This window comes from Klebsiella sp. RHBSTW-00215, from assembly GCF_014103785.1.
In the GTDB taxonomy this organism is placed as follows: Bacteria; Pseudomonadota; Gammaproteobacteria; order Enterobacterales; family Enterobacteriaceae; genus Klebsiella.
The window spans coordinates 797,070-821,882 of record NZ_JABXQS010000001.1 but is presented as its reverse complement, the minus strand read 5'-3'; the positions used below and the strand labels follow the sequence as shown (position 1 = coordinate 821,882).

At 54.1% G+C, this 24,813-nt stretch carries 17 protein-coding genes and 1 pseudogene; 5 read left to right on the top strand and 13 right to left on the bottom strand.

Annotation, left to right across the window (positions count from 1 at the left end; translation table 11 throughout):
* Positions 1 to 9: 9 nt before the first annotated feature.
* From HV127_RS03980 to gltB, 8 genes and pseudogenes are all read right to left on the bottom strand, one after another.
* The gene (locus tag HV127_RS03980; protein WP_182235074.1) at positions 10 to 1,179 is read right to left on the bottom strand and encodes a VWA domain-containing protein; all 1,170 of its coding nucleotides are present in this window, start codon (positions 1,177 to 1,179) and stop codon (positions 10 to 12) included.
* Positions 1,169 to 3,448: a DUF5682 family protein gene (locus HV127_RS03975; RefSeq protein ID WP_182235073.1), complete on the bottom strand. Its 2,280-nt coding sequence runs from the start codon at positions 3,446 to 3,448 to the stop codon at positions 1,169 to 1,171. The genes HV127_RS03980 and HV127_RS03975 overlap by 11 nt, the downstream gene beginning before the upstream one ends.
* A gap of 16 nt (positions 3,449 to 3,464) precedes the next feature.
* Complete coding sequence (locus tag HV127_RS03970) at positions 3,465 to 4,559, bottom strand: AAA family ATPase (RefSeq protein ID WP_182235072.1); 1,095 nt, start codon at positions 4,557 to 4,559, stop codon at positions 3,465 to 3,467.
* Entirely contained in the window at positions 4,556 to 6,169 is a 1,614-nt protein-coding gene (locus HV127_RS03965) for a DUF5691 domain-containing protein (RefSeq protein ID WP_182235071.1), read from the bottom strand. Before HV127_RS03965 ends, HV127_RS03970 begins: the two co-directional genes overlap by 4 nt.
* On the bottom strand, positions 6,166 to 7,488 hold the full coding sequence (locus HV127_RS03960) for an SWIM zinc finger family protein (RefSeq protein ID WP_182235070.1): 1,323 nt from the start codon (positions 7,486 to 7,488) through the stop codon (positions 6,166 to 6,168). The genes HV127_RS03965 and HV127_RS03960 overlap by 4 nt, the downstream gene beginning before the upstream one ends.
* Before the next feature lie 298 nt (positions 7,489 to 7,786).
* Positions 7,787 to 8,254, bottom strand: a pseudogene (locus HV127_RS03955) (DUF1016 N-terminal domain-containing protein); the annotation flags it as partial.
* A 212-nt stretch (positions 8,255 to 8,466) separates the two neighbouring features.
* Positions 8,467 to 9,885 carry a glutamate synthase subunit GltD gene (gltD, locus tag HV127_RS03950; protein WP_182235069.1) on the bottom strand — a complete coding sequence of 473 codons (1,419 nt, stop codon included), beginning with the start codon at positions 9,883 to 9,885 and terminating at the stop codon, positions 8,467 to 8,469.
* Positions 9,886 to 9,894: 9 nt separating this feature from the next.
* On the bottom strand, positions 9,895 to 14,355 hold the full coding sequence (gene gltB, locus HV127_RS03945; protein WP_182235068.1) for a glutamate synthase large subunit: 4,461 nt from the start codon (positions 14,353 to 14,355) through the stop codon (positions 9,895 to 9,897).
* Positions 14,356 to 15,027: 672 nt separating this feature from the next.
* On the opposite strand from gltB, the gene HV127_RS03940 reads away from it, so the two are divergent.
* The 5 genes from HV127_RS03940 to mtgA all read left to right on the top strand — a co-directional run bounded on the left by HV127_RS03940 (position 15,028) and on the right by mtgA (position 21,270).
* Entirely contained in the window at positions 15,028 to 15,963 is a 936-nt protein-coding gene (locus HV127_RS03940; protein ID WP_182235067.1) for a TIGR01212 family radical SAM protein, read from the top strand.
* Positions 15,964 to 16,106: 143 nt separating this feature from the next.
* Positions 16,107 to 17,171: a mannonate dehydratase gene (uxuA, locus tag HV127_RS03935; protein WP_182235066.1), complete on the top strand. Its 1,065-nt coding sequence runs from the start codon at positions 16,107 to 16,109 to the stop codon at positions 17,169 to 17,171.
* A 149-nt stretch (positions 17,172 to 17,320) separates the two neighbouring features.
* The gene (gene arcB, locus HV127_RS03930; protein WP_182235065.1) at positions 17,321 to 19,660 is read left to right on the top strand and encodes an aerobic respiration two-component sensor histidine kinase ArcB; all 2,340 of its coding nucleotides are present in this window, start codon (positions 17,321 to 17,323) and stop codon (positions 19,658 to 19,660) included.
* A 234-nt stretch (positions 19,661 to 19,894) separates the two neighbouring features.
* Entirely contained in the window at positions 19,895 to 20,548 is a 654-nt protein-coding gene (elbB, locus tag HV127_RS03925) for an isoprenoid biosynthesis glyoxalase ElbB (RefSeq protein WP_182235064.1), read from the top strand.
* Positions 20,545 to 21,270, top strand: a complete 726-nt coding sequence (gene mtgA, locus HV127_RS03920) for a monofunctional biosynthetic peptidoglycan transglycosylase (RefSeq protein WP_182235063.1) — start codon at positions 20,545 to 20,547, stop codon at positions 21,268 to 21,270. Before elbB ends, mtgA begins: the two co-directional genes overlap by 4 nt.
* 61 nt (positions 21,271 to 21,331) lie before the next feature.
* Here the strand turns inward: mtgA and npr are convergent, their stop codons facing one another.
* From npr to rpoN, 5 genes are all read right to left on the bottom strand, one after another.
* Complete coding sequence (npr, locus tag HV127_RS03915) at positions 21,332 to 21,604, bottom strand: PTS phosphocarrier protein NPr (protein WP_004106170.1); 273 nt, start codon at positions 21,602 to 21,604, stop codon at positions 21,332 to 21,334.
* Positions 21,601 to 22,455 (bottom strand): RNase adapter RapZ, encoded by an 855-nt coding sequence (gene rapZ / locus HV127_RS03910; RefSeq protein WP_004106169.1) that lies wholly within the window; start codon positions 22,453 to 22,455, stop codon positions 21,601 to 21,603. Before rapZ ends, npr begins: the two co-directional genes overlap by 4 nt.
* Before the next feature lie 45 nt (positions 22,456 to 22,500).
* Positions 22,501 to 22,989: a PTS IIA-like nitrogen regulatory protein PtsN gene (gene ptsN, locus HV127_RS03905; protein ID WP_182235062.1), complete on the bottom strand. Its 489-nt coding sequence runs from the start codon at positions 22,987 to 22,989 to the stop codon at positions 22,501 to 22,503.
* Between the two features lie 65 nt (positions 22,990 to 23,054).
* The gene (gene hpf / locus HV127_RS03900; RefSeq protein WP_112213551.1) at positions 23,055 to 23,342 is read right to left on the bottom strand and encodes a ribosome hibernation promoting factor; all 288 of its coding nucleotides are present in this window, start codon (positions 23,340 to 23,342) and stop codon (positions 23,055 to 23,057) included.
* A 22-nt stretch (positions 23,343 to 23,364) separates the two neighbouring features.
* A complete protein-coding gene (gene rpoN / locus HV127_RS03895; RefSeq protein ID WP_112213552.1) occupies positions 23,365 to 24,798 on the bottom strand; it encodes an RNA polymerase factor sigma-54 in 1,434 nt (477 codons plus the stop codon).
* Between the last annotated feature and the right edge of the window lie 15 nt (positions 24,799 to 24,813).

Sequence of the window (24,813 nt, the reverse complement as noted above, 5' to 3'; positions counted from 1 at the left end):
TAAGGCCAATCAGTTTTTTTCTCGTGAGGTTACGATGCCGTGCTGTGCCGCCCACAAGTTCACATCTTCTTTGCGGATTGCGGCGGCCATCATTCCGGGGAATAGATCGGGTGTGCAGGCAAAAGAAGGGATCCCCATCGCGGCGAGTTTTCCTGCCAGTTCGCGGTCATAAAACGGTGCGCCTTCATCACTCAACGCCAGCAGCGTAATGACCTGTACACCGGACTGGATCAGTTCATTAGCACGTTGCAGCAGGTTGCGTTCAACGCCGCCCTCATAAAGATCGGAGATCAGCACCATGATGGTATTGCGCGGATCGCGAATTAACGATTGGCAATAGCCGACTGCACGATTGATGTCGGTACCACCGCCAAGCTGCACGCCAAACAACAGATCTACCGGATCCTTGAGCTGTTCGGTCATATCGACCACAGCAGTATCGAAGACGACCAGATGCGTTTTCACCGCCGGAAGAGAAGCCATCACCGCGCCGAAAATACTGGAATAGACTACCGATGATGCCATCGATCCGCTCTGATCGATGCACAGAATGATCTCCTTTTGCGTGCGCTGTGATTTACGGCCATAGCCGATCAGGGTTTCAGGAATGATGCTCTGGTAATCTTCTTGCCAGTGACGTAGGTTAGCGCGAATAGTGCGTTGCCAGTCGATCTCTGCATGGCGCGGGCGACGATTGCGTACCGCACGGTTGAGTGCGCCGCTCACCGCGCTGCGCATAGGCTCTTCTAGCTGTTTCATTAATTCATCGACGACTTTGCGCACCACCAGCCTGGCGGTTTCTTTGGTTTTCGCCGGGATCACGCCGCGAAGCGACATCAGCGTGCCGATCAGATGAACATCAGGTTGGGCATTAGCCAGCATCTCCGGTTCCAGCAGCATACGCTGTAGATCCAGGCGTTCAAAAGCGTCTTTCTGCATCACCTGAACTACGGATGAGGGAAAATACTGGCGAATATCTCCCAGCCAGCGGGCGACGCCCGGCGAAGAGGCGTTGCTGCCGCCGCGCAGGCCATTTTTGCCATCTGGCTGATATAGTGCCGCTAGCGCGGCATCGATAACCATTTCCTCGGCGTTCAGGGGGATGCCGCAGGCGTTGTTGGCTTCATTGCCGAGGATCAAACGCCAGCGGCGCAAGCGTTCAGCATCGTTATTCGGCATGATTTTCCCCTCCGGTTGGCGATAAGGGCAGGATGCGGCGCAGCAGAGGCAATATCAGCGCCGCACGTTGTTCATTCCACGGTTCGCTGAGTTTTTCGGGCGTAGCGACATGTTCACCCTGGACCGCGCGTTCGCCAAGCTGACGCCGCTCCGGGGCGGTAAAGTTCGCGAACGTTCGGCGCAGCATCGGTAAAATAAGTCTGAAATGGTTGGCGCTCAGGCCGTTAAGCCAGCTATTGATCAACTGCCACAATGCGGCGTTATGCAGCAGCACCATCGCGCTGTCATTCAGAAAACCTTCCGCCCACGCGGCGCTGTCTGCCGGGGCGTTTGCCGCCGATAGCGCCAGCCCCATCTGGGTGGCAATCTCTTCCATTGGCAATGTTTGCATATCAAACAGTAGCCGCGTTGCCGTACCGCGCAGTAGCGCGTGCGCCGTGCTGCCGTTCGCCAACTGCGTCAACGCCTGTAACCAGCCGTCGAGCAGCGCTTCGTCATCCAGTAGCCGCAATGCTGCATGGGCTTCGACGATTTGTTTTCTCATTCTGGCGGCACTGTCGTCATTGAGCGACGTACAGGCGCCGGGTAGCGTGATAGCGGCTCGTGGAGCCAGGCTCATCAGAACCTGAATCACCATGCTGCCATCGGTCTGGCGTACGTTACCGTAGCGAGCGATGGTTACCAGCGGCGGTATGGTTTCCAGCAATTGTTCGATATTACCAGTGATGGCGGCCAGCGACTCCAGCGCAGCGGCGATGGGGGCAATGGCGGCCTGTAAATCCGCCAGCAGTACCTGATGAATCAGCTTAGCCAGCGCCGGCAGCGCCTCGGCACGTTCGGCAAGAGCGTTAGCATAGCGCGTACTGGCTTGCTCAACGCTGTTTCCCCAGCGGCTGGCGGTGATGATATTCATCGCCAGTGCCGGTTCCCAACGCAGCGACCAGACTTCATGAAACGTCCCCTTCGCCTTATGCCCGTGACCTTCCCGATGACCCCAGGGAATATCTAATAACGTCAGACGGTGCAGCAGATGGCTGCGAGCCAGGTCGCCGGGTTTGCGGAGATCGAGATCCAGCAACTTATCGCTGGCTTCCGCTTTTAGCCGCAGCGTTTTTTGCTGTTGAGTAATATCGCGTTGCAGCGGGACTGCTGGCGTCTCTTCGGGGACGCTGCCCAACGCATCGCCAATAATCAGCCGCTGCTGGATCAGTCGCATTGGTGCGCTTTCACCCATGCAGACGACGGTTTGCAACGCTTCACAAAGCTCATCCAGACCTGGCTGCGGGCGATTACGCATAACGGCAAGCGTCTGCGCCAGACGTACCGTTTCAATAATATGCGCGCTGGAACAGTCGAAATCCGCTTCGCGGAACAATCTGGCTGCGCGCGATAACCAACTAATATCGCGGTGGGGGGTATTTTGATGACGCCACAGATGATCGTACCATTCCGGCGAGGTCACTCCCGCGCCATAACCGCTGGCATGACTTAAGGCATCGTTGCTCCAGGGCGTCCAGGCGGCGGCGACCTTAATCTTCGGCAAGCCTTTAAGCAGTTCGTTATCGGCTTTGGCAGGGGGCAGATTCTCTAGCGCCGGAACGTGCCATGCCCCGCAGACAACGGCTATCCGGGCGAATCCCTCTTTCTTTGCCTGTCGCAGCATCTTGCGCATATGTGCTTCGCGTAAGTTTTCGCGCTGCTGTGCTCTGGCCGTATGTCTGATATTGGGTATTTCCTGGCGTAGCGCGTTCATGGCTTCGCGAATGGCGTCGAACAATGACAAATCATCTTCGCGCTCTTCCACCATCTGATTCCACCAGCTTTCACCATCGGCATAACCTGCCGCGTGGCCAAGCCAGTCCAGCGGATCGCCGTCAACGTTTACCGTGGTGCGCTTCTCATCATCGCTATCTTCCTCATTTTTCTCCGCCTCTTCATTTTCGAGGGCGAACTGATGGGCGATGGGCAGGTCGATAAAGCGCACCGCGATATTCTGCGACAGGCCGTAGCACAACGCCTGCCATTCCGGGGAGAAGGTGGCGAAGGGATAAAATGCCGCGTGGCGTGACTCATCTGGTGCATAAATCAGTAGCGCCACCGGTGGCTGCATGGCTTCGTGCAGAATAAAAGGCAACATTGATTCGCCATCCGGCGGCCCTTCCACCAGCAGGCAATCTGGCTGTAACGCTTCCAGAGCACCCAGAAGGCTCCGCGCGCTGCCGGGGCCGTGGTGGCGAATGCCGAACAGATGAACAGTTTGATCACTCATAGGGATACCCTGCGGATTACACGATTTCGCGACAGGCGCGATACAGATCTTTCCAGTCGCTGCGCTCTTTCACGATCGTTTCCAGATATTCGCGCCAGACAACATCGTCCTGTACCGGATCTTTCACTATCGCGCCGACCAGGCTGGCGGCGATATCGCGCGGGTGCAGCACGCCGTCGCCAAAATGCGCGGCGAGAGCCATACCGTTATTGATAACGGAGATCGCCTCTGCGGTACTTAAGGTGCTGGTTGGCGACTTAATTTTGGTTTTTCCGTCTTCGGTCTGGCCGTTACGCAGCTCGCGGAAGATTTGCACGACCCGCTGTACTTCCTTCAGGGCCGGCGGCTCTGCCGGTAACGCCAGCGCCTGGCCCTGCTCTGCTACACGGCGGGTGACAATGCTGATCTCTTCTTGTTCGCTAGCGGGTACCGGCAAGATCACGGTGTTAAAGCGGCGTTTTAACGCGGAAGATAGCTCGTTAACGCCTTTATCGCGATTGTTAGCGGTGGCGATAACGTTAAAGCCGCGCGTGGCCTGCACCTCGTCATTCAGCTCCGGCACCGGCAGCGTTTTTTCCGACAAAATAGTGATTAACGTATCCTGCACGTCGGCGGGAATGCGCGTTAGCTCTTCCACGCGGGCAATTTGTCCAGCGGCCATCGCTCGCATTAGCGGGCTTTCCACCAGCGCTGAACGGGATGGCCCTTTGGAGAGCAGCTCCGCGTAGTTCCAGCCGTAACGCATCTGCTCCTCGCTGGTCCCGGCAGTTCCCTGAATTATCAACGTTGAATCGCCGCTGATCGCCGCAGCCAGGTGTTCAGAAACCCAGGATTTCGCGGTACCGGGTACGCCATAGAGCAGCAATGCGCGATCGGTTGCCAGGGTGGCGACAGCGGTTTCGATGATCCGGCGACTACCGATATATTTCGGTGTCACTTCAAAGCCGTTTTCCAGACGCCCGCCTAGCAGATAAATAGCGACAGCCCATGGTGAGATGACCCAGTTTTCCGGGCGCGGATGGCTATCGTTTTTTTGCAGTTCTTCCAGCTCTTCGGCAAATTGTTGTTCAGCGTGTCGACGTAAAACAGCGGTGGTTGCGGTGGAATTCATAGCGTATTTTCTCCAGCAAAAAGCGAATGTAGGTTTTTGCGTCGCGCCAGAGCGGCGCGAAAGGCATAAAATGCTTCTTTACAGTAAGGCTCTTGTTCGGCGTTGTGCGGCCATTGCTGAATGGCTTCATCGGTGATATCGGGAGCCAGCAGGCAGGCCACGTCAATAATGGAGTGGCGCAGGTTGTAGTCGTAGCGAGCCGCGTCCTGTTTCACCCAATGGTGCAGATTCGCGACCCACTGTCGACTCACGTGGGAAGAGAATGCTGGCGTCTCCAGCGGTAGAAGCTGGGTATAGCGCTGGAGAAGCTCACCGCCTGCCATGTTGGTTGTTGATATCAGCATGGCCATCACGGACTCACGTTGCGCCAGCGGCAACGTTTCCAGTAGAACGAAAGCATCAATCATCAGGTCGTCAAGGGTATGTCTGACCTGTCCGACGGGAATCAGTGTCAGGAATGCCTGCGCCCATTCTGTCTGACCTTCACGCAGCGTGGCGTTATACCAGGCACGCAAAAGCGCCGCCAGCCAGTCCGTTTGCGCAGCCCAACGCAGCAGTTCGGCGGGAGTGGCCTGTAGCTGCGCTTGCCACCAGGCCAGCGGGACGCTCGCAGCCAGTTGGTAAAGCCACCAGGCGCGCTGGCCCAGCGGTTCATTTTTGGGCTTGCTCTCTTCCAGCGCGTCTTGTTTCCATTCCGCTATAAACGCTTGCGGCGCATCAATGATGAAAGGCAGCGGTTTCTCGCCCGGCAGGTATTTTTTAAGCTTATTCAGCCAGCCTCCCGCCTCCTGTGGCGAAGAGAGCAGCGGCTGAAGCCGGGTTCCCATCCTTCCGGCATAGGCACTTTGCGGTAGGGCGAGCAGCAGACGAGCCGCCGTTTGTCGTACCTCTTTGCTGCGATCGGCAAGCGCGTTTTCCAGTAGCGTTTCGTCATCCGGTGAGAGATGTTGTTCCAGCACGGACAGCAACTGTGCGCGTTCGCGGGCGTCAAGGCTACTCATCTCCTGTGCCAACCGTTCGCGCGCGCCGCCAGGATCGCTATCGCGCAATTGGCTTAAATAGTGCTGGCGCTGGGTTAATGTACCGTGCTGCCACATCTCTTCGTCTGGCAGCGTCGGGAGAAGTTCATCAAGGTCGCGCCATTTGGGGTTGAGCTGCGCCAGCCAGCGACCACGGGCACCCAGCACGTTGGACACGGTGCTTCGCATAGACGGGTTGCGTGAAGCGTACTGCAATAGCATGGGGAGAAGCTGGTGAGGTGGTAAAAGCTGTCGCTGCGCCAGTTGCGCCAGGGCAAACCACAGCAGGCGCGGCGGCCCGTCTTCCAGTAACTGGTGTAGCAGGCTGATGAATGCCGCTTCGCTAACGACGTGACCCTCTTGCGCTGCGATAGCGGGGAACGGCGTGGTCTGGACCATGGCAGGCTCCCAGCCCGCGAGGCCACCTAGAGAGAGAATGCCTGCACTGCGTAAAAGCAGCGGTTCCGCTGGGGTATCATCCGGCAGATCGGAAATTAACAGCCCAATTTCCCCTTCCACGGCGGGTAAAACCAGCGTCTGTTTTTCCGTTCCCAGCAGCGCCGCGCTGGTTAACTGTTGCCATCCGCTCATTGCTCACCTCCATTTTCCCAAACCAGACGATCGTCAAGCCAGGCACTACATGGGATTAACTGGCCGCCGTCCCATTCACCCATCAGCATAAACGGCGCGCCGCCGCTGACGGCGAGCAGTTGCCAGCCTTCCGCTGGCGGCAAACGCACCGGTAGCTGCTGTCCCTGAACGGTAGAAAATTGCCAGCCGCCGTTATCCGGGTGAATTAACATATTGCTCATCCGCAGCGGTAGCGGCCACTGCCAGGGATTCGCGCTGATTTTATGCGCCAGCTCGTGCAGGGCGTCGTCCAGCGTTAAGGGCGGCAGTGGGAAGGCTTCAACCTGTTCGCAGGATCCAGTGAGCAGCGCCCGCAGCGGCGAGGCGCTGGGGTAAAACGCCAATGTGCTGCGTAAGGTCTGCTCGCTGATAAAGTGCTGCGTAAAATTTTTACCGCCGTGGGAGAAATCCAGGAGTAATGCCGTACGGCGGCTGGTTTTGCCGTATAGCCAGACCCGACGACGCCACAGTTTGTTCTCTTCTTGCGCACTTTGCCCGATAACTCGCCAGCTATCCTCGATAGTTTCACCATTGCCGGCATCGATTTTGTCGATGCTGACGCCGAGCGCAGCGTATAGATCCGCGCGCTCGGCGGCGTTCAGTCCTTCCTGATGTCGGTATGCATCGATAATCAACTGGAGCTGCCCCAACTGAGAGCAAACCAGGCGGGGCCACTCATCCGCGATATCAAGCACGCTGGCAAGGTTTTTAAGCCTCATTGCTATGCCCGGTAATTGGGCATCAACCATCCTTGCGGCGACTTCGGTAAAAAGCGACTGCTGGGTGGGAAGCTGCGCCAGCCCATGACGAACCCGGTCGTGCATCCAGCGTTCCAGATACTCCAGGCCCGCCGTCATTTTTTTCTGCCGCGCCGCATCTCGCTTTGCCGCGGCCTGCGGATCGGCGGCTTTCGCGGCGGACTGCTCTTTCTTCTCTTCCTTACGAGCTTCTCGCTGTTGGCGGGAGGTCAGCCATTCGCTTACCCATTCCGGCGGTTCGTCGTTTGTGAAGTCCGCGCGGTGTTGTACATAGAGCAGGAGTAGCGCCAGGCTATGTTTACAGGGGAATTTACGGCTGGGACAGGAGCACTTACAGGCCAGATCCTGGCTATCAATCCTGACCTGATAGGGACGAGAGCCGCTGCCTTTACACTCACCCCAGAAGGCGGCGTCGTTATACCCCAGCAGGGGCCATTTTGATGGGATAACCAGTCCGCGGGCCGCTTTAACCGAGGCGTCATCGGGCGCCATGGCTTGCACTGATTCAACGGTCAGTTCCATTGCATTTCTCTGTTGATCTGGAGGTATATGGAATCAGAGGGCGGCGTTATACAAAGGAGAAAGAGGCTGTTTTCCATAACAACGCGTTTCTATCCATGACGTATTAACAGCGAGTATATAGGTAGAGGGGAATGGTCGGTAATAAAGAAACCGAGAGGCGCGACTTTTCGGAAGTTGTTAATATAACTCCGCAAAATACGGCAGCCAGGCTGCTCCAGCAAATCGAAATTCAGCATGATGTCGCCACTGCGTCAATCGCCCTGCGAATCAGCGTTTTTGGGCTTCCAGTATCGTTTGTGAGCTGCCGCACTGACCAGCTATTACGTAACGTTTCTTTTTCATAAAAAGTGCGGGCTTCGGCGTTTTTAACGGTCAGTAGACGGACGTAAGCAGACCAGGGAAGTGGGAAAATATCCGCAAGATTCTTACGCGTGATGAATTCACCAGACACTGTCTGCTGAATTTCAATATGTTGAAAGTAAAGGTAAAATACTCGCATTTGGCGCAGGTTTCCCGTAGAAAACCCACGTTTATAACGCTGGCTTAAGTCTATGGACAGCCGTTCAATAAGCTGAGTGCCGTAAGCCGCCCGCGCTTCACTGCCTTGTTCAAATTCGACAATACGTCGGCCAATCTCCCAGTAGGTCGCTGTCATCAGCGCATTGATGCTGCGGACTGCCTCCGTGCGGGCAGTGTCTAACAGATTAATAATTTCGTCATGGATTTGCTGATAACCATCAGCGTTTGGCGTTGAGGTTAGCGTCATGGATTCATCCATGTCGTGATAGTTGCAAGCTGAAAATATGTCGCTATCAATACGCTCAGGGGCTTATACGGTCAATACTGATTCGGCTACTTGCATTCAGTTACAACAGGATTTGCGAGCGGCTTTCAGAGAATAAAATATGCGGAATTGAGGTGAGCAATGTTGGCTCCCCATTTATCAGCGCGAAGCTGTATCTGGGGAGCCAGAACGTTTTACACTTCCAGGTAATTCATAATCCCGTCAGCCGCCTTACGGCCTTCGGCAATCGCCGTCACGACCAGGTCGGAACCGCGAACGATATCACCGCCGGCGAAGATTTTCGGGTTGCTGGTCTGGAAGGCGTTGTCGCTGCCTTCTGGCGCAATAACACGGCCCTGAGAATCCAGCTCAACGCTGTGTTTTGCCAGCCACTCCATGCTGTGCGGACGGAAACCAAACGCCATGACTACGGCATCGGCAGGTACCACATGCTCGGAACCGGCGACGATTTCCGCGCGACGGCGGCCTTTCGCATCCGGCTGACCCATTTCGGTACGCGCCATTTTCACGCCGCAAACCTTACCGTTAGCATTCACTTCCACGCCCAGCGGCTGGACGTTGAACTGGAATTCCACGCCTTCTTCACGCGCGTTTTTAACTTCGCGCCTGGAGCCCGGCATGTTCTCTTCATCACGGCGATAAGCACAAATGACATGGGACGCGTTCTGACGGATGGAAGTACGCACGCAGTCCATCGCGGTATCACCACCGCCAAGAACGACAACTCGCTTGCCTTCCATGCTGACATACGGTTCATCAGCCGTTTCGCCGAAGCCCATGATCTGCTTAGTGTTGGCGATCAGGAACGGCAGCGCGTCGAATACACCGGAGGCGTCTTCATTTTCCAGCCCACCGCGCATCGACTGATAGGTGCCGACACCGAGGAATACCGCATCGTAATCTTTCAGTAGATCATCCAGCTGAATATCGCGGCCCACTTCAACGTTGAGTTTGAACTCAATGCCCATGCCGGTGAAGATTTCACGGCGGCGGGTCATGACCTCTTTTTCCAGCTTGAAGGCCGGAATCCCGAAGGTCAGCAGACCGCCGATTTCCGGGTGGCGGTCAAAGACCACCGCCTTGACGCCGTTACGAGTTAACACGTCTGCGCAGGCAAGGCCCGCCGGACCTGCGCCGATAATGGCGACAGTTTTACCCGTCTGCTTGACGCCGGTCAGGTCAGGACGCCAGCCCATTTCGAATGCTTTATCGTTGATATAGCGCTCGATATTGCCGATGGTCACCGCACCGAACTCGTCGTTCAGGGTACAGGAACCTTCGCACAGACGATCCTGCGGGCAAACGCGCCCGCAGACTTCCGGCAGGGTATTGGTTTGATGCGACAGTTCTGCCGCTTCAAAAATACGCCCTTCGTTAGCCAGCTTCAACCAGTTCGGGATGTAGTTGTGCACCGGGCACTTCCACTCGCAGTACGGGTTGCCGCAGGACAGGCAGCGGTCTGCTTGTGCTTTGGCCTGGCCTTCGGAAAACGGCTCGTAGATCTCGATAAACTCTATCTTGCGGATCTTCAGCGGTTTCTTTGGCGGATCAACGCGCTGGAGGTCGATAAATTGATACACGTTCTGACTCATCTTAACCCCTTACTGCGCCTGCACCCGCAGCTCAGCTGCGGAACGACTACGGTGACCCAACAGTGCTTTAACATCGCTGGACTTCGGTTTAACCAGCGCAAACTTCGCTGAGAAGGCTGGCCAGTTGGCCAGAATTTCTTCGCCGCGCTGCGAACCGGTAAGATGCACGTGCTCGGTAATCAAACCGCGCAGATGCTCTTCATGGATAGCCAGAGAGTCAACATCCAGCACTTCCACCAGCTCCGGGTTCACGCGTTTGCGGAAGTCGCCGTCTTCATCCAGAACGTAACCGAAACCACCGGTCATCCCCGCGCCGAAGTTGACGCCGGTTTTACCCAGCACGCAAACAATCCCACCGGTCATATATTCACAGCCGTTGTCGCCGATACCTTCAACCACGGTGATCGCGCCAGAGTTACGCACTGCGAAGCGTTCGCCCGCACGGCCCGCAGCATACAGACGACCACCGGTCGCGCCATACAGGCAGGTGTTACCGATGATGCTGGCTTCGTGGCTACGGAAGGCTGAGCCGACCGGAGGACGAATCGCCAGCAGGCCGCCAGCCATACCTTTACCGACATAGTCGTTGGCATCGCCTGTCAGATGCAGCTCAACGCCACCTGCGTTCCATACGCCGAAGCTTTGGCCCGCAGTACCGCTGAAGTGAGCGGTAATAGGATCGGCTGCCAGACCCTGGTCGCCGTGGGTCTGGGCGATATAACCGGACAGCGATGCCCCAACGGAGCGGTCGGTGTTGCGGATATCGAACCAGAACGTTTTACTCTGCTTGCTGTCAACGAACGGTTTTGCCTGCTGGAGCAGCTGCGCATTGAGCACGCCATTGTCAAACGGCGGGTTGTTCTCAGTGCAGTACAGCGCTTTGCCTGGATGCGGCTCTGCGGTCTCCAGCAGCTTGCCCAGATCCAGTTTCTGCTGCTTGGCAGTAAAACCATCCAGCTCTTTCAGCAGGTCGGTACGGCCAATCAGATCCACCAGACGTTTTACACCCAGCGAAGCCATCAGCTCGCGGGTTTCGCGGGCGATAAATTCAAAGTAGTTGGTCACTTTGAACGGCAGGCCGTGGTAGTGGTTCTTACGCAGTTTTTCATCCTGAGTTGCTACGCCGGTTGCGCAGTTATTCAGGTGGCAAATACGCAGATATTTACAGCCCAGCGCCACCATCGGACCGGTACCGAAGCCGAAGCTCTCCGCGCCCAGAATCGCGGCTTTAATGATGTCGACGCCGGTTTTTAAACCACCATCCACCTGCAGACGGATCTTGTGACGCAGACCGTTAGCCACCAGCGCTTGCTGGGTTTCCACCAGGCCCAGTTCCCACGGACAGCCTGCATACTTCACCGACGAGAGCGGGCTTGCGCCGGTGCCGCCGTCGTAACCTGCGATGGTAATCAGGTCTGCATAGGCTTTCGCTACGCCGGTGGCGATGGTGCCGACGCCCGGTTCGGAAACCAGCTTCACGGAGATCATCGCTTTTGGGTTGACCTGTTTCAGGTCGAAAATCAGCTGCGCCAGATCCTCGATAGAGTAGATATCGTGGTGCGGCGGCGGGGAGATCAGCGTCACGCCCGGTACTGAATAGCGCAGTTTGGCGATATACGGGGTGACTTTATCACCCGGTAGCTGACCGCCTTCGCCGGGCTTCGCACCCTGGGCGACTTTAATCTGGATAACGTCGGCATTGACCAGGTAGGCCGGAGTCACGCCGAAGCGACCAGAGGCGACCTGCTTAATGCGCGACACCTTATTGGTGCCGTAGCGCGCCGGGTCTTCGCCGCCTTCGCCGGAGTTCGAGTTGCCGCCGATGCTGTTCATCGCTTCCGCCAGCGCTTCGTGCGCTTCAGGGCTCAGCGCGCCGATGGACATTGCTGCCGTATCGAAGCGTTTAAACAGTTCGTTTGCCGGTTCGACGTCGTCCAGGCTGACGGTAGTGCCGTCCGGGGTAATGGCCAGCAGATCGCGCAGCGTTGCCGCAGGGCGTTCGTTAACCAGTTTTGCGTACTGCTGGTAATCGCTGTATTCGCCGCTTTGTACCGCTTGTTGCAGGGTACGCACCACATCCGGGTTGTAGGCGTGATATTCGCCGCCGTGGACGTATTTCAGCAGACCGCCTTGATCCAGTGGCTTACGCGCCAGCCAGGCACGTTTTGACAGGTTCAGTAGATCCTGCTGGAAGTCGTCGAAACCGGCGCCGCCGATACGGCTGACAACGCCCAGGAAGCACAGGTCAGACACTTCGCGATGCAGGCCCACTGCTTCGAACAGTTTCGAGCAGCGATAGGACGCGATTGTTGAAATCCCCATCTTCGACATGATCTTATACAGACCTTTATTGATGCCGTTACGGTAGTTCAACATCACCGCGCGGTACTCTTTGTCGATGGCTTTGTTATCTACCAGCTTCGCCAGAGTTTCATAGGCGAGGTACGGATAGATGGCCGTCGCGCCGAAGCCCAGTAGAACCGCAAAGTGGTGCGGGTCGCGGGCGCTGGCGGTTTCGACAATAATGTTGGCATCGCAGCGCAGGCTCTTATCGACCAGACGGGTCTGGATCGCGCCTACCGCCATCGGAGCGGGTACCGGCAGACGGTTTTTAGCGATGTTGCGGTCAGAGAGCACCAACAGGACGGTTCCGTTACGCACCATTTGTTCGGCTGTATCGCACAGCGCCTTCACCGTCTCAGCCAGCGTGGTTTCGGTGGCATCAAACGTGATATCCAGGACGTCGGCGCGATAGTGCTCCTCTTCCATGGTGGTCAGCTGTTTAAAATCGGAGTACAGCAGAATTGGCGACTTAAAGCTCAGACGGTGCGCCTGGCCTTCCGCTTCGCAGAAGACGTTCATTTCACGGCCGATGCTGGTGGCCAGCGACATGACGTGGGCTTCACGCAGCGGATCGATCGGCGGGTTAGTCACCTGCGCGAACTGCTGGCGGAAGTAATCGTAAATGATACGCGGTTGGCTGGAGAGCACGGCGAATGGGGTATCGTCGCCCATTGAGCCGACCGCTTCCTGGCCGTTTTCGCCCAGCACGCGCAGGACGGAATCCAGCTCTTCAGCGCTGTAGTTAAACTGTTTCTGATAGCTGGCGAGCGTGTCGTCATCAAACTGACGGCTGCCAACATCTTCATCAGGCAGGTCTTCAAACGGGACCAGACGGCGGACGTTTTTCTCCATCCACTCTTTATATGGATGACGGCTTTTTAGATCGTTATCGGTTTCCGCTGAATGCAGAATACGCCCCTCGCGGGTATCGATAACCATCAACTCGCCTGGGCCAACGCGGCCTTTTTCGACCACTTCATCCGGCTGGTAATCCCAGATGCCGACTTCAGAGGCGCAGGTGAGCAGCTTATCTTTGGTGATAACGTAGCGCGCCGGGCGCAGGCCGTTACGGTCGAGGTTACAGGCCGCATAGCGACCGTCGGACATCACGATACCTGCCGGGCCATCCCACGGCTCCATGTGCATGGAGTTAAAGTCGAAGAATGAACGCAGGTCGGGATCCATATCCGGGTTGTTCTGCCAGGCTGGCGGCACCAGCAGGCGCATGGCACGGATAATGTCCATCCCGCCCGCCAGCAGCAGTTCCAGCATATTATCCATCGAACTGGAGTCAGAGCCGGTTTCATTGACGAATGGCGCAGCATCGTGGAGATCCGGGATCAACGGCGTCTGGAACTTATAGGTACGGGCGCGGGCCCACTGGCGGTTACCGGTGATGGTGTTAATTTCGCCGTTGTGCGCCAGATAGCGGAACGGCTGCGCCAGCGGCCAGCGCGGCACGGTGTTGGTGGAAAAGCGCTGGTGGAACAGGCAGATGGCTGATTCCAGACGCAGGTCCGCGAGGTCCAGGTAGAAGCGCGGCAAATCCGCCGGCATACACAGACCTTTATAAATGTTCACCAGATTAGACAGGCTGCAAACGTAGAAATCTTTATCTTCTTGCAAGCGCTTTTCGATACGGCGACGGGCGATGAATAAACGGCGCTCCATATCACGCGGACGCCAGCCAGCCGGGGCGTTAACAAAGATTTGTTCAATACGGGGCAGCGAGGAGAGTGCGATTTCACCGAGAACGCCTTCGTTGGTTGGCACTTCGCGCCAGCCGACAATAGACAAGGTTTCGCGTTGAAGTTCTTCTTCGACGATGCGGCGTGCCGCTTTGGCCAGTTCAGGATCTTTATTAAGGAATAACATCCCAACGGCGTAATTTTTGGCTAAACGCCAGCCGCGCTCTTCCGCAACGATTCGGAAGAAACGATCGGGTTTTTGTAGCAGCAAGCCACAACCGTCGCCGGTTTTTCCATCGGCGAGGATCGCGCCGCGGTGCTGCATTCGGGCCAGTGCGTGTATAGCGGTTCGCACTACCTTGTGGCTAGGTTCGCCTTCTATGTGGGCGATCAGGCCGAAACCACAGTTATCCCTCTCAAGGGATTTATCGTACAACATATCAGTGAACCTCCCCAGGCTCTACGGGACACCCTCCGAACCGTTGCGCACGGGCACAGAAAGAGCATGGCGACGGGGTTTGCACCTCGCATTCGCCCTCTTTAAATCCTTTTCGCATCGGTACACAAGTTTGAGGACTTGCTGTTAAGAGGGAATCTCAATTACTGCATAAATATGATGAGCAGAGCGCTCATCCAGAAAGCTTCCAGCGGATTCCCAACTTATCGGGAATCCGCACATACGTCAAATGGCAATCTTATTTATACAAAAATGTGCTATGCAACACTTAATTTTATGATTTTTAAGAGAATAATGACATTTCGAATGCTGCTGAAACGTAACCGACGGCATAATTGAGTGTGATCTGTCTCACTATATCGATGGCACAAGATTATCGGTCTGTGCTGAATAGTTTTTTTATCTCAGACTATTTGACTGCTTTTTATGTGAATTGCGGAAAGTAATACTGTTTTATGTCCTGACAAAGATAATGGCAAAACCAGAGTCTATGTATAAGGAAAACTCATCACTATGAATGTGAATTAAATTGCGGTTATCTTGAGTGTTTATGCAATGAGGTAAGCGGCCGCGTTGACGATTGATCCAGGTCATCGCCGTCGGTAGCTAAAAATGGCAGGCTTGGCCCTTTTCTTAAGGCCGGTCTATCAGATTATGCAGTTACAAAAATTAGTCAATATGTTTGGTGGGGATCTTGCGCGTCGTTATGGCGAAAAGGTTCATAAACTGACGCTGCATGGTGGATTTAGCTGTCCAAATCGCGATGGCACTATTGGTCGTGGCGGCTGCACATTTTGTAATGTGGCTTCTTTCGCTGATGAACAACAGCAGTATATTTCGATTGCCGAACAGCTGGCATATCAGGCGCAGCGGGTTAATCGCGCTCAGCGCTATCTGGCTTATTTTCAGGCCTACACCAGCACTTTTGCTGAAGTTCAGGTACTGCGTTCCATGTATCAGCAAGCGGTGAGCCAGGCCAATATGGTTGGGCTGTGCGTCGGCACTCGCCCGGACTGTGTGCCTGAAGCAGTATTGGATTTACTTAGCGAATATCGGGAGTTGGGTTATGAAGTATGGCTGGAGCTTGGGCTGCAAACCGCACATGATAAAACGCTGCATCGGATAAATCGCGGTCACGATTTTGCCTGCTATCAGTACACGACCCGACTGGCGCGTGAACGTGGCCTGAAAGTATGTTCACATCTGATTGTCGGGCTACCGGGAGAGGGGCGGCATCATTGCCTGCAAACCCTGGATCGGGTGGTTGAAACCGGCGTTGATGGCATTAAGTTGCATCCACTTCATATTGTGAAGGGCAGCATCATGGCAAAAGCGTGGGAAGCCGGAAGGTTGAACGGTATTGAACTGGACGACTATACGGTCACTGCAGGAGAGATGATTCGCCATACCCCACCTGAGATTATTTATCACCGTATTTCTGCCAGTGCCCGTCGTCCGACGCTGCTGGCACCGCTGTGGTGTGAGAACCGCTGGACCGGGATGGTTGAGCTGGATAAGTACCTTAATCAGCACGGTGTCCAGGGCTCAGCCATCGGTCCTGGCTGGGTATCTCCGGTAACCACGAAATAATGAAAAACGTCACGAGTCTCTTTCACGACAGCCTGCAAAAAGTAATGTGATCTTTGTCACTATCGTCAATATATCTCTGGTTATGAAAACTGGTATGGTAGTAGGCTATTGCTTATTGATAACATTGACTCAGGTGGTTTCGTATGCAGATGACAATGCGTTGGTTTGGTCCAGATGAAGATAAGGTCTCTCTGGAATATATTCGCCAGGTTCCGGGTGTAGAAGGTGTTGTAGGCGCACTTTATGATGTCGCTGTTGGTGAGGTCTGGCCAGTTGATAAAATTGAGGATCTGGTGAAGCAAGCCCATGCCGCTGGGCTTACAATGGAAGTCATTGAAAGCGTCAACATTCATGACGATATTAAGATCGGTTTACCTTCCCGCGATCGTTATATCGCCAATTATCAGCAAACTATCCGCAATCTTGCTCAGTTTGGCGTTAAGGTCATTTGCTACAACTTCATGCCGGTTTTTGACTGGATGAAGACGGACATGAACTATGTTCTGCCGGATGGCTCCCTGACGATGGCTTTTGAGAAGAAAGACATTGATAAGAGTCTTGAAGAGGTGGTGAAAGAGGTTCTGGAAAATTCGAATGGTTTTGCGCTGCTGGGCTGGGAACCAGAGCGGCTGGCAAAAGTTCAGGACCTGTTTGCTCAATATAAAGATGTTGATGACACAGTACTGCGCGAAAACCTGGTCTATTTCCTGAATGCAGTGATCCCCGTTTGTGAAGAGGTGGGGGTGAAAATGGCTATTCATCCGGACGATCCGCCGTACTCAATTTTTGGTCTACCGCGAGTGGTGAAAAATCGTGACGATCTGGACTGGATTTGTCGGGCGGTGGATTCAGAGGCGAATGGCATCACGCTTTGTACCGGCTCTATCGCGGAAGACCCGGCTAATGATGTCTACTCGATTCTGGCCGAGTTTACTCGCCGTAAGCGAATCCATTTTGCCCATGTGCGTAATATAAACCTCATCAAAGACAAAGACTTTTATGAGTGCGCTCACCCATCAGAATTTGGCTCTTTAGATATGTACAAAGTGATGCAGGCGCTCTATGACAATGGTTTTAGCGGCTATATCCGTCCGGATCATGGGCGCTTTATTTGGGGAGAAACAGGGCGTCCAGGCTATGGGTTGTACGATCGCGCGCTGGGAGTAACCTACCTCAAAGGGCTATGGGAAGCACTTAGTAAGCGCTAACGACCAGTCCAGTTTCCTATCTATATTCCGGCTGACTGTAATCCAGGGTCAGCCGCGTAACACAATCCTTCCCGCATTTTTTGCACAACTTACAGCGTCTTGCTCAGAATTGAGTATTATTGTGCGAAGTTGTCGCGAAGGAATCTCCTATGAAGCAAATCCGTATGCTGGCGCAGTATTATGTTGACCTGATGATGAAGTTGGGTCTGGTGCGCTTTTCCATGCTGCTGGCCCTTGCGCTGGTGGTACTGGCGATTGTGGTGCAAATGGCCGTGACCATGGTGCTGCACGGCCAGGTAGAAAGTATTGATGTTATCCGCTCCATCTTCTTTGGCCTGCTGATTACCCCGTGGGCGGTCTATTTCCTCTCGGTCGTTGTTGAGCAACTGGAAGAGTCCCGGCAGCGCCTCTCGCGGCTAGTGGAGAAGCTGGAGGAGATGCGCGAGCGCGATCTCAAGTTGAATGTGCAGCTTAAGGACAACATCGCCCAGCTTAATCAGGAAATCGGCGAACGTGAAAAAGCTGAAGCAGAACGTGAAACGACGCTTGAGCAACTGAAAATTGAGATGAAGGAACGTGAAGAGGCGCAAATTCAGCTTGAGCAGCAATCCTCCTTTCTGCGCTCCTTCCTTGATGCGTCTCCGGATTTAGTTTTCTATCGTAATGAAGATAAAGAGTTTTCTGGCTGCAACCGGGCGATGGAACTGCTGACCGGTAAAAGTGAAAAGCAGCTAATTCATCTGAAGCCACAGGATGTTTATGGCGCAGAAGTGGCGGAGAAAGTGCTGGAAACGGATGAGAAAGTTTTCCGTCATAACGTATCGCTGACCTATGAGCAGTGGCTGGATTATCCGGATGGGCGCAAGGCCTGTTTTGAAATCCGCAAGGTACCTTATTATGACCGCGTAGGTAAGCGACGTGGCTTGATGGGCTTCGGTCGCGATATTACCGAGCGTAAGCGCTATCAGGACGCGCTGGAGAGGGCCAGCCGTGATAAGACCACCTTTATCTCTACCATTAGCCACGAGCTGCGTACGCCGCTTAATGGCATCGTGGGGCTTAGCAGGATCCTGCTGGATACCGATCTAACCGGAGAGCAGGAAAAATATCTGAAAACTATCCATGTCTCAGCCGTGACGCTGGGTAATATCTTCAACGATATTATTGAGATGGACAAAATGGAGCGGCGTAAAATTCAGCTGGATAATCAGCCGGTTGATTTCACTGGCTTCCTCGCTGACCTGGAAAACCTCTCTGGCCTGCAGGCACAGCAGAAAGGTCTGCACTTTGTGCTGGATCCCGCCCTTCCGCTACCGCATCAAGTGATAACCGATGGTACGCGGCTGCGCCAGATTCTGTGGAACCTCATTAGTAACGCGGTGAAATTCACTCCGCAGGGCGGGAATGTGAACGTCCGCGTGCGTTATGACGAAGGCGATATTCTGCATTTTGAAGTAGAAGACTCCGGTATTGGTATTCCTGAAGCGGAACAGGACAAAATCTTCGCCATGTATTATCAGGTTAAAGATAGCCAGGGAGGCAAACCCGCGACCGGCACCGGTATTGGCCTTGCGGTATCGCGTCGTCTGGCGCGCAACATGGGCGGTGATATCTGCGTTTCCAGCCTGCCGGGCAAAGGGGCGACCTTTACGCTCACCGTACATGCACCTGCTATTGCTGAAGAAGTCGAAGACACTTTGGCAGAAGATGAAATGCCATTACCGGCGCTGAACGTGTTGTTGGTGGAAGATATTGAACTGAATGTGATCGTCGCGCGCTCGGTGCTGGAGAAACTAGGCAATAGCGTGGATGTGGCAATGACCGGTAAGGCCGCGCTGGAGATGTTTGTGCCCGGCGAATACGACCTGGTTCTGCTCGATATTCAGCTGCCGGATATGACGGGGCTGGATATCTCTCGCCAGCTGAAACAACGCTTTTCTGCTGATGAACTCCCGCCGCTGGTGGCGCTCACCGCTAATGTACTGAAGAACAAAAACGAGTATCTGGACGCCGGGATGGATGATGTCCTGAGTAAACCGTTATCGGTCCCAGCGCTAACCGCAATTATCAAAAAATTCTGGGATTCACCGGAAGAGGAAGAGAACGATATGCCATCTGTAGATGTCAATAAATCGGCTTCTGTACTGGATATTCCGATGCTTGAGCAGTATATCGAACTGGTGGGACCGAAGCTTATCAATGACGGTCTGGCGGTTTTCGAGAGAATGATGCCGGGCTATCTGGCGGTTCTGGAATCGAATCTAACCGCGCGTGACCAGAAAGGCATTGTCGACGAAGGGCATAAAATTAAGGGGGCGGCTGGCTCAATTGGTTTGCGTCACATTCAGCAGCTTGGACAACAGATTCAGTCACCAGATTTGCCGGCATGGTCAGATAACGTTGCAGAATGGGTTGAAGAGATGAAATCCGAGTGGCAAAGCGACGTTGCGGTACTGAAAGCGTGGGTAGCGGCGGCTGATAAAAAATGACCCCGGATAAACCGGGGTGCGCGAATACTGCGCCAACACCAGGGAACTGGTTGTTGTGCCAGAATCATTTGAGTGATTTTTTTACACGGCGCAACCTGAGGATTTGGCTTGCTCGCTGATTAAGATAGCAAAGCTTAAATAATTTGTTACGTGAATCGGTAAAATATGTGAAGCATAGCGAGTAAATCAAAATTTTTGACTGGTTCCATAAACTTGTACTAAGGGGCTGATGTGATGAAGAAAATTGGTGTGGTGCTAAGCGGTTGCGGCGTTTATGACGGCAGCGAAATTCATGAAGCGGTTATTACCTTGCTGGCGATTGCTCGCAGCGGCGCCCAGGCCATCTGTTTTGCACCTGATAAAGTACAAACTGATGTAATCAATCATTTGACCGGGGAAGCGCAGGCTGAAAGCCGTAATGTGCTCGTTGAGGCCGCACGTATTGCGCGCGGGGAAATTCGCCCCCTGGCAGATGCCCGAGCGGATGAGCTGGATGCGCTGATTGTGCCTGGCGGATTTGGCGCGGCGAAAAACCTCAGTAGCTTTGCTTCCCAGGGCAGTGAATGTACGGTGGATAGCGATCTGAAAGAACTGGCTCTGGCCATGCATCGGGCGGGTAAACCGTTGGGTTTTATCTGTATCGCTCCGGCGTTGCTACCTAAAATTTTCTCATTTCCGCTACGCGTGACTATCGGCACCGATCTGGATACAGCAGATGCATTAGAGGAGATGGGCGCTGAACACGTGCCTTGCCCGGTCGATGACATAGTGGTTGATGAAGACCACAAAGTGGTGACGACTCCGGCATATATGCTGGCGCAGAATATTGCTGAAGCGGCGAGCGGAATTGAAAAACTGGTCGCTCGCGTGCTGGTGCTGACTGCATGAAGTCTCGTTTTTCCCCGCTGCGAATGATCAAATGTCTTTTGCTGCGGTTGTTGTTGGCATGTTTGGTGGTATGGGGCGGTGGCATTGTGCTGTTTAGCATCGTGCCGGTTCCTTTTTCGGCTGTGATGCTGGAGCGGCAGGTCAGTGCCTGGGCCTCTGGAAATTTTCATTACGCCGCCCATTCTGATTGGGTGGGGATGGATGAGATATCTCCCTGGATGGGGCTTGCGGTTATTGCTGCTGAAGATCAGAAATTCCCTGAGCACTGGGGTTTTGATGTTTCCGCCATTGAGAAGGCGTTGGCACATAATGAGCGCAACGAGAGCCGCATTCGCGGTGCCTCAACGCTATCACAGCAGACAGCAAAGAATCTGTTCTTGTGGGATGGTCGCAGCTGGCTGAGAAAAGGGCTGGAGGCTGGGCTGACCGTTGGTATCGAGACCGTCTGGAGCAAAAAACGCATCCTCACGGTTTATTTGAATATTGCTGAGTTTGGTGAAGGAACGTTTGGTGTGGAAGCTGCATCACAGCGCTATTTTCATAAACCGGCCAGTAAGTTGACCGCTTCTGAAGCGGCGCTGTTAGCTGCGGTCTTACCTAACCCGATTCGCTTTCGCGCAGACGCACCGTCAGGATACGTCCGTAGTCGGCAAGCGTGGATTTTACGCCAGATGCGTCAGTTGGGTGGGGAAGGGTTTATGCAGAAAAATAAGCTACATTGATGTTTATAGTGGCTAAATTTATAACCCCGGTAAGCATCACGCGACGCAACCGGGGGTCGTGCTAGTCTTCATCAAAACCGGCGTTGAACAGCGCGATAACCGCTGCCAGCGCTTCAACTTCCTGCGGGCCATTCGCTTCAATCTCAATCTGACGTCCTTTGGCTGAGTCAAGCATCAGCAGGGCAATTACGCTATTGGCCTCTGCCTCAGTGCCTTCATCATTGCGCAGCAGGACTTCAGCATCATAGTTCTGCATTAACTCAAACAACTTCATTGCCGGGCGGGCATGCATGCCCAGCTTATTGGTGATCTCAACGGTTTGCTTAACGGTCATGATTTACGTTTTTCCAGCGTCCGATGACGAGACTGCACGTTCTTACCGCGCGAGCGGAAGTAGTCAGCCAGCTGTTCGGCGATGTAGACCGAACGGTGTTTACCGCCAGTACAACCAATGGCCACCGTCAGATAGCTGCGATTATTGGTTTCCAGCATGGGTAACCATAGTTCAAGATAGCTACGAGTCTGGTAGATAAAATTGTGAACTTCCGTGTGTCGGTCGAGGAAGGCGGCGACAGGTTTGTCCAGACCTGTCATCGGGCGCAGTTTTGGATCCCAGTGCGGATTAGGCAGGAAGCGCACATCGAAAACGTAGTCGGCATCGATAGGGATACCATGCTTGAAGCCGAAAGATTCGAAGACCATCGTCAGCTCACGTTCGCGTTTGCCTAGCAAACGGGTACGCAGCATTTCTGCCAGCTCATGCACCGACATCTCGGAAGTATCGACGATCAGATCGGCGCGAGAACGCAGTGGTTCCAGCAGGTCGCTCTCTTCATCAATAGCGCTTTCGAGCGACAGATTTTTGCTCGACAGCGGGTGTAAGCGGCGCGTATCGCTGTAGCGGCGAATTAAGGTGTTGCGATCGGCGTCAAGAAACAGCAACTGAGGCGAAAATTCTGCGGGCAGATTTTTCATTGCCTGCTCAAAGATTTCCGGTGACTCAGGCATGTTACGTACGTCAATGCTGACGGCAGCTGAGATATTTCTATCTGCAAGCGAGCGTGCCAGTTCGGGTAACAAAACCACCGGTAGGTTGTCCACACAGTAGAAACCCATATCTTCCAGCGCTCGCAGGGCGACGGATTTCCCCGATCCTGAACGGCCGCTGACGATCATCAGTACCATGTACCGTTTCTCCTCAGTACGATAAAGAGTAAGGTGCGACTCCCGTTATGCCCCATCGTTGCTTCCTGCTTCGGTGATAATTTCATACAACTCTTCGTTGCTTTGGGCGGCGCGTAGTCGGCGACAGGTTGCTTTATCCGCCAGACGTTTTGCGACCAGTGAAAGCGTATGCAGATGAGTTTTGGTCTGATCGGCGGGAACGAGAAGCGCAAACAGGAGATCGACAGGTTGATTATCGATCGCATCAAAAGCGATCGGGGTTTCCAGTTGGACAAAAACGCCAACGGCCCGCAGCGTATCCTCTTCGAGTTTTCCGTGTGGGATCGCGATACCGTTACCGATCCCGGTGCTGCCCATTTTCTCACGAGTGAGGATCGCTTCGAACACCACCTGAGGCGGCAAGCCTAGCTGTTTTGCTGCCAGCTCGCTGATGATTTCCAGGGCACGTTTCTTGCTCTGGCAGTGAACCTGGCTACGGGTACATTCCTGGTTAAGGACATTGCTCAGTTGTAGAGCCGAATCGTTATTTATCATAATTTCACCTGAGCTCGCCCTGACCAACCGCCTGCTGGCGGTTGGCGTAGGTTATGCCCGGACAATTAGCGTTGTTTCAGTTTATCTTTATGTTTTGTTAGCTGTCTTGCCAGCTTATCAATAAGACCATCGATAGCGGCATACATATCCTGCCCTTCCGCACTGGCATGGATTTCACCACCGTTGACATGCAGGTTGGCATCCGCAATTTGCGTTACCTTCTCTACCTTTAACACAATGTAGACCTGATTGATCCTATCGAAAAACTGCTCCAGCTTGCTAAATTTCGTATTAACAAAATCGCGCAGAGCAGGGGTTATTTCTACGTTGTGTCCTGTAATGTTGAGCTGCATAGTGTCTTCCTTATCGGTTGGGTCAAACCAGTTGTTTACGCTGATTCGACGGCGGAATGGATAAAGACTCTCGATACTTAGCGACGGTGCGGCGCGCCACCATAATACCCTGATCGGATAACATGGTGGTGAGCTTACTGTCGCTCAACGGCTTCGCGGGGTTCTCCGCGGCGATTAATTTCTTCACCAGCGCGCGAATGGCTGTCGACGATGCTTCGCCGCCGCCTTCTGTGCTTACATGGCTGGAGAAGAAATACTTCAGCTCAAAAATACCGCGTGGACTATGCAGGTATTTTTGGGTAGTAACGCGTGAAATGGTCGATTCATGCATTTCGACGGCCTGGGCAATATCAGCCAGTACCATCGGCTTCATATGCTCTTCACCTTTCTCGAAAAAGGCCTGCTGCTGCTCAACAATGCAGCGGCTAACGCGCAGGAGCGTATCGTTACGGCTCTCCAGGCTTTTGATCAGCCAGCGAGCCTCTTGCAGATTGCTGCGGATAAACTGGCCGTCGGCATCATTGCGCGTGCTGTTACCCATGGCAGCATAGTGCTGATTGATCTTCAGGCGCGGTAGGCTATCTGAATTGAGTTCAACGACCCAGTGATCATTCACCTTACGCACCAGCACGTCAGGAATGACATATTCTGGTTCGCCGGTTTGAATGGATTGACCAGGGCGCGGATCCAGGGATTGGATCAGGCTTACCGCTTCCTTTAATACTTCTTCTTTGAGGCGGGTTACGCGCATGAGAGAGCGGAAATCATGATTCGCTAGTAGATCAAGGTGATCGCTGATGATCTGACGTGCTTCATCAATCCAGGGTGTTTCTCTGGCAAACTGCGAAAGTTGAACCAGCAGGCAGTCACGCAGATCTTTTGCCGCTACGCCGACGGGGTCGAAACGCTGAATGCGCTTGAGGACGGCTTCAACTTCTTCAAGTCCGATTTCATCATCGCCAATGCTCTCAACGATGTCTTCGACAGAAATAGTGAGGTAGCCGGTATCATCAACGGCATCGACGATCGAGGTCGCGATGGCGCGATCGGTATCAGTGAACGGCGTAAGTTCAACCTGCCACATCAGGTAATCTTGCAGGCTTTGAGTGGTCTCACCCTGGTAGACGGGCAGTTCGTCATCCTGATAATCGACGCCGTTACCTGATGGCGTTCCCGCTGTATAAATCTCATCCCAGCTGGCATCAAGCGGCAGTTCTTCAGGCATGTCTTTTTGCTCAAGGGCATCGACGGTATCCAGAGATTCGCGATCCTCGGCCTCTTTGGTTTCTACCTCATCGTGAAGATCGGTTTGCTCCAGCAACGGGTTGCTATCCAGCGCCTGCTGGAGTTCTTGCTGGAGTTCTAACGTGGACAACTGCAGTAAACGAATCGCCTGCTGCAGTTGTGGCGTCATGGCAAGCTGTTGGCTTAGCCTTAATTGCAAACCTTGCTTCATATTCAGGGCCAATAT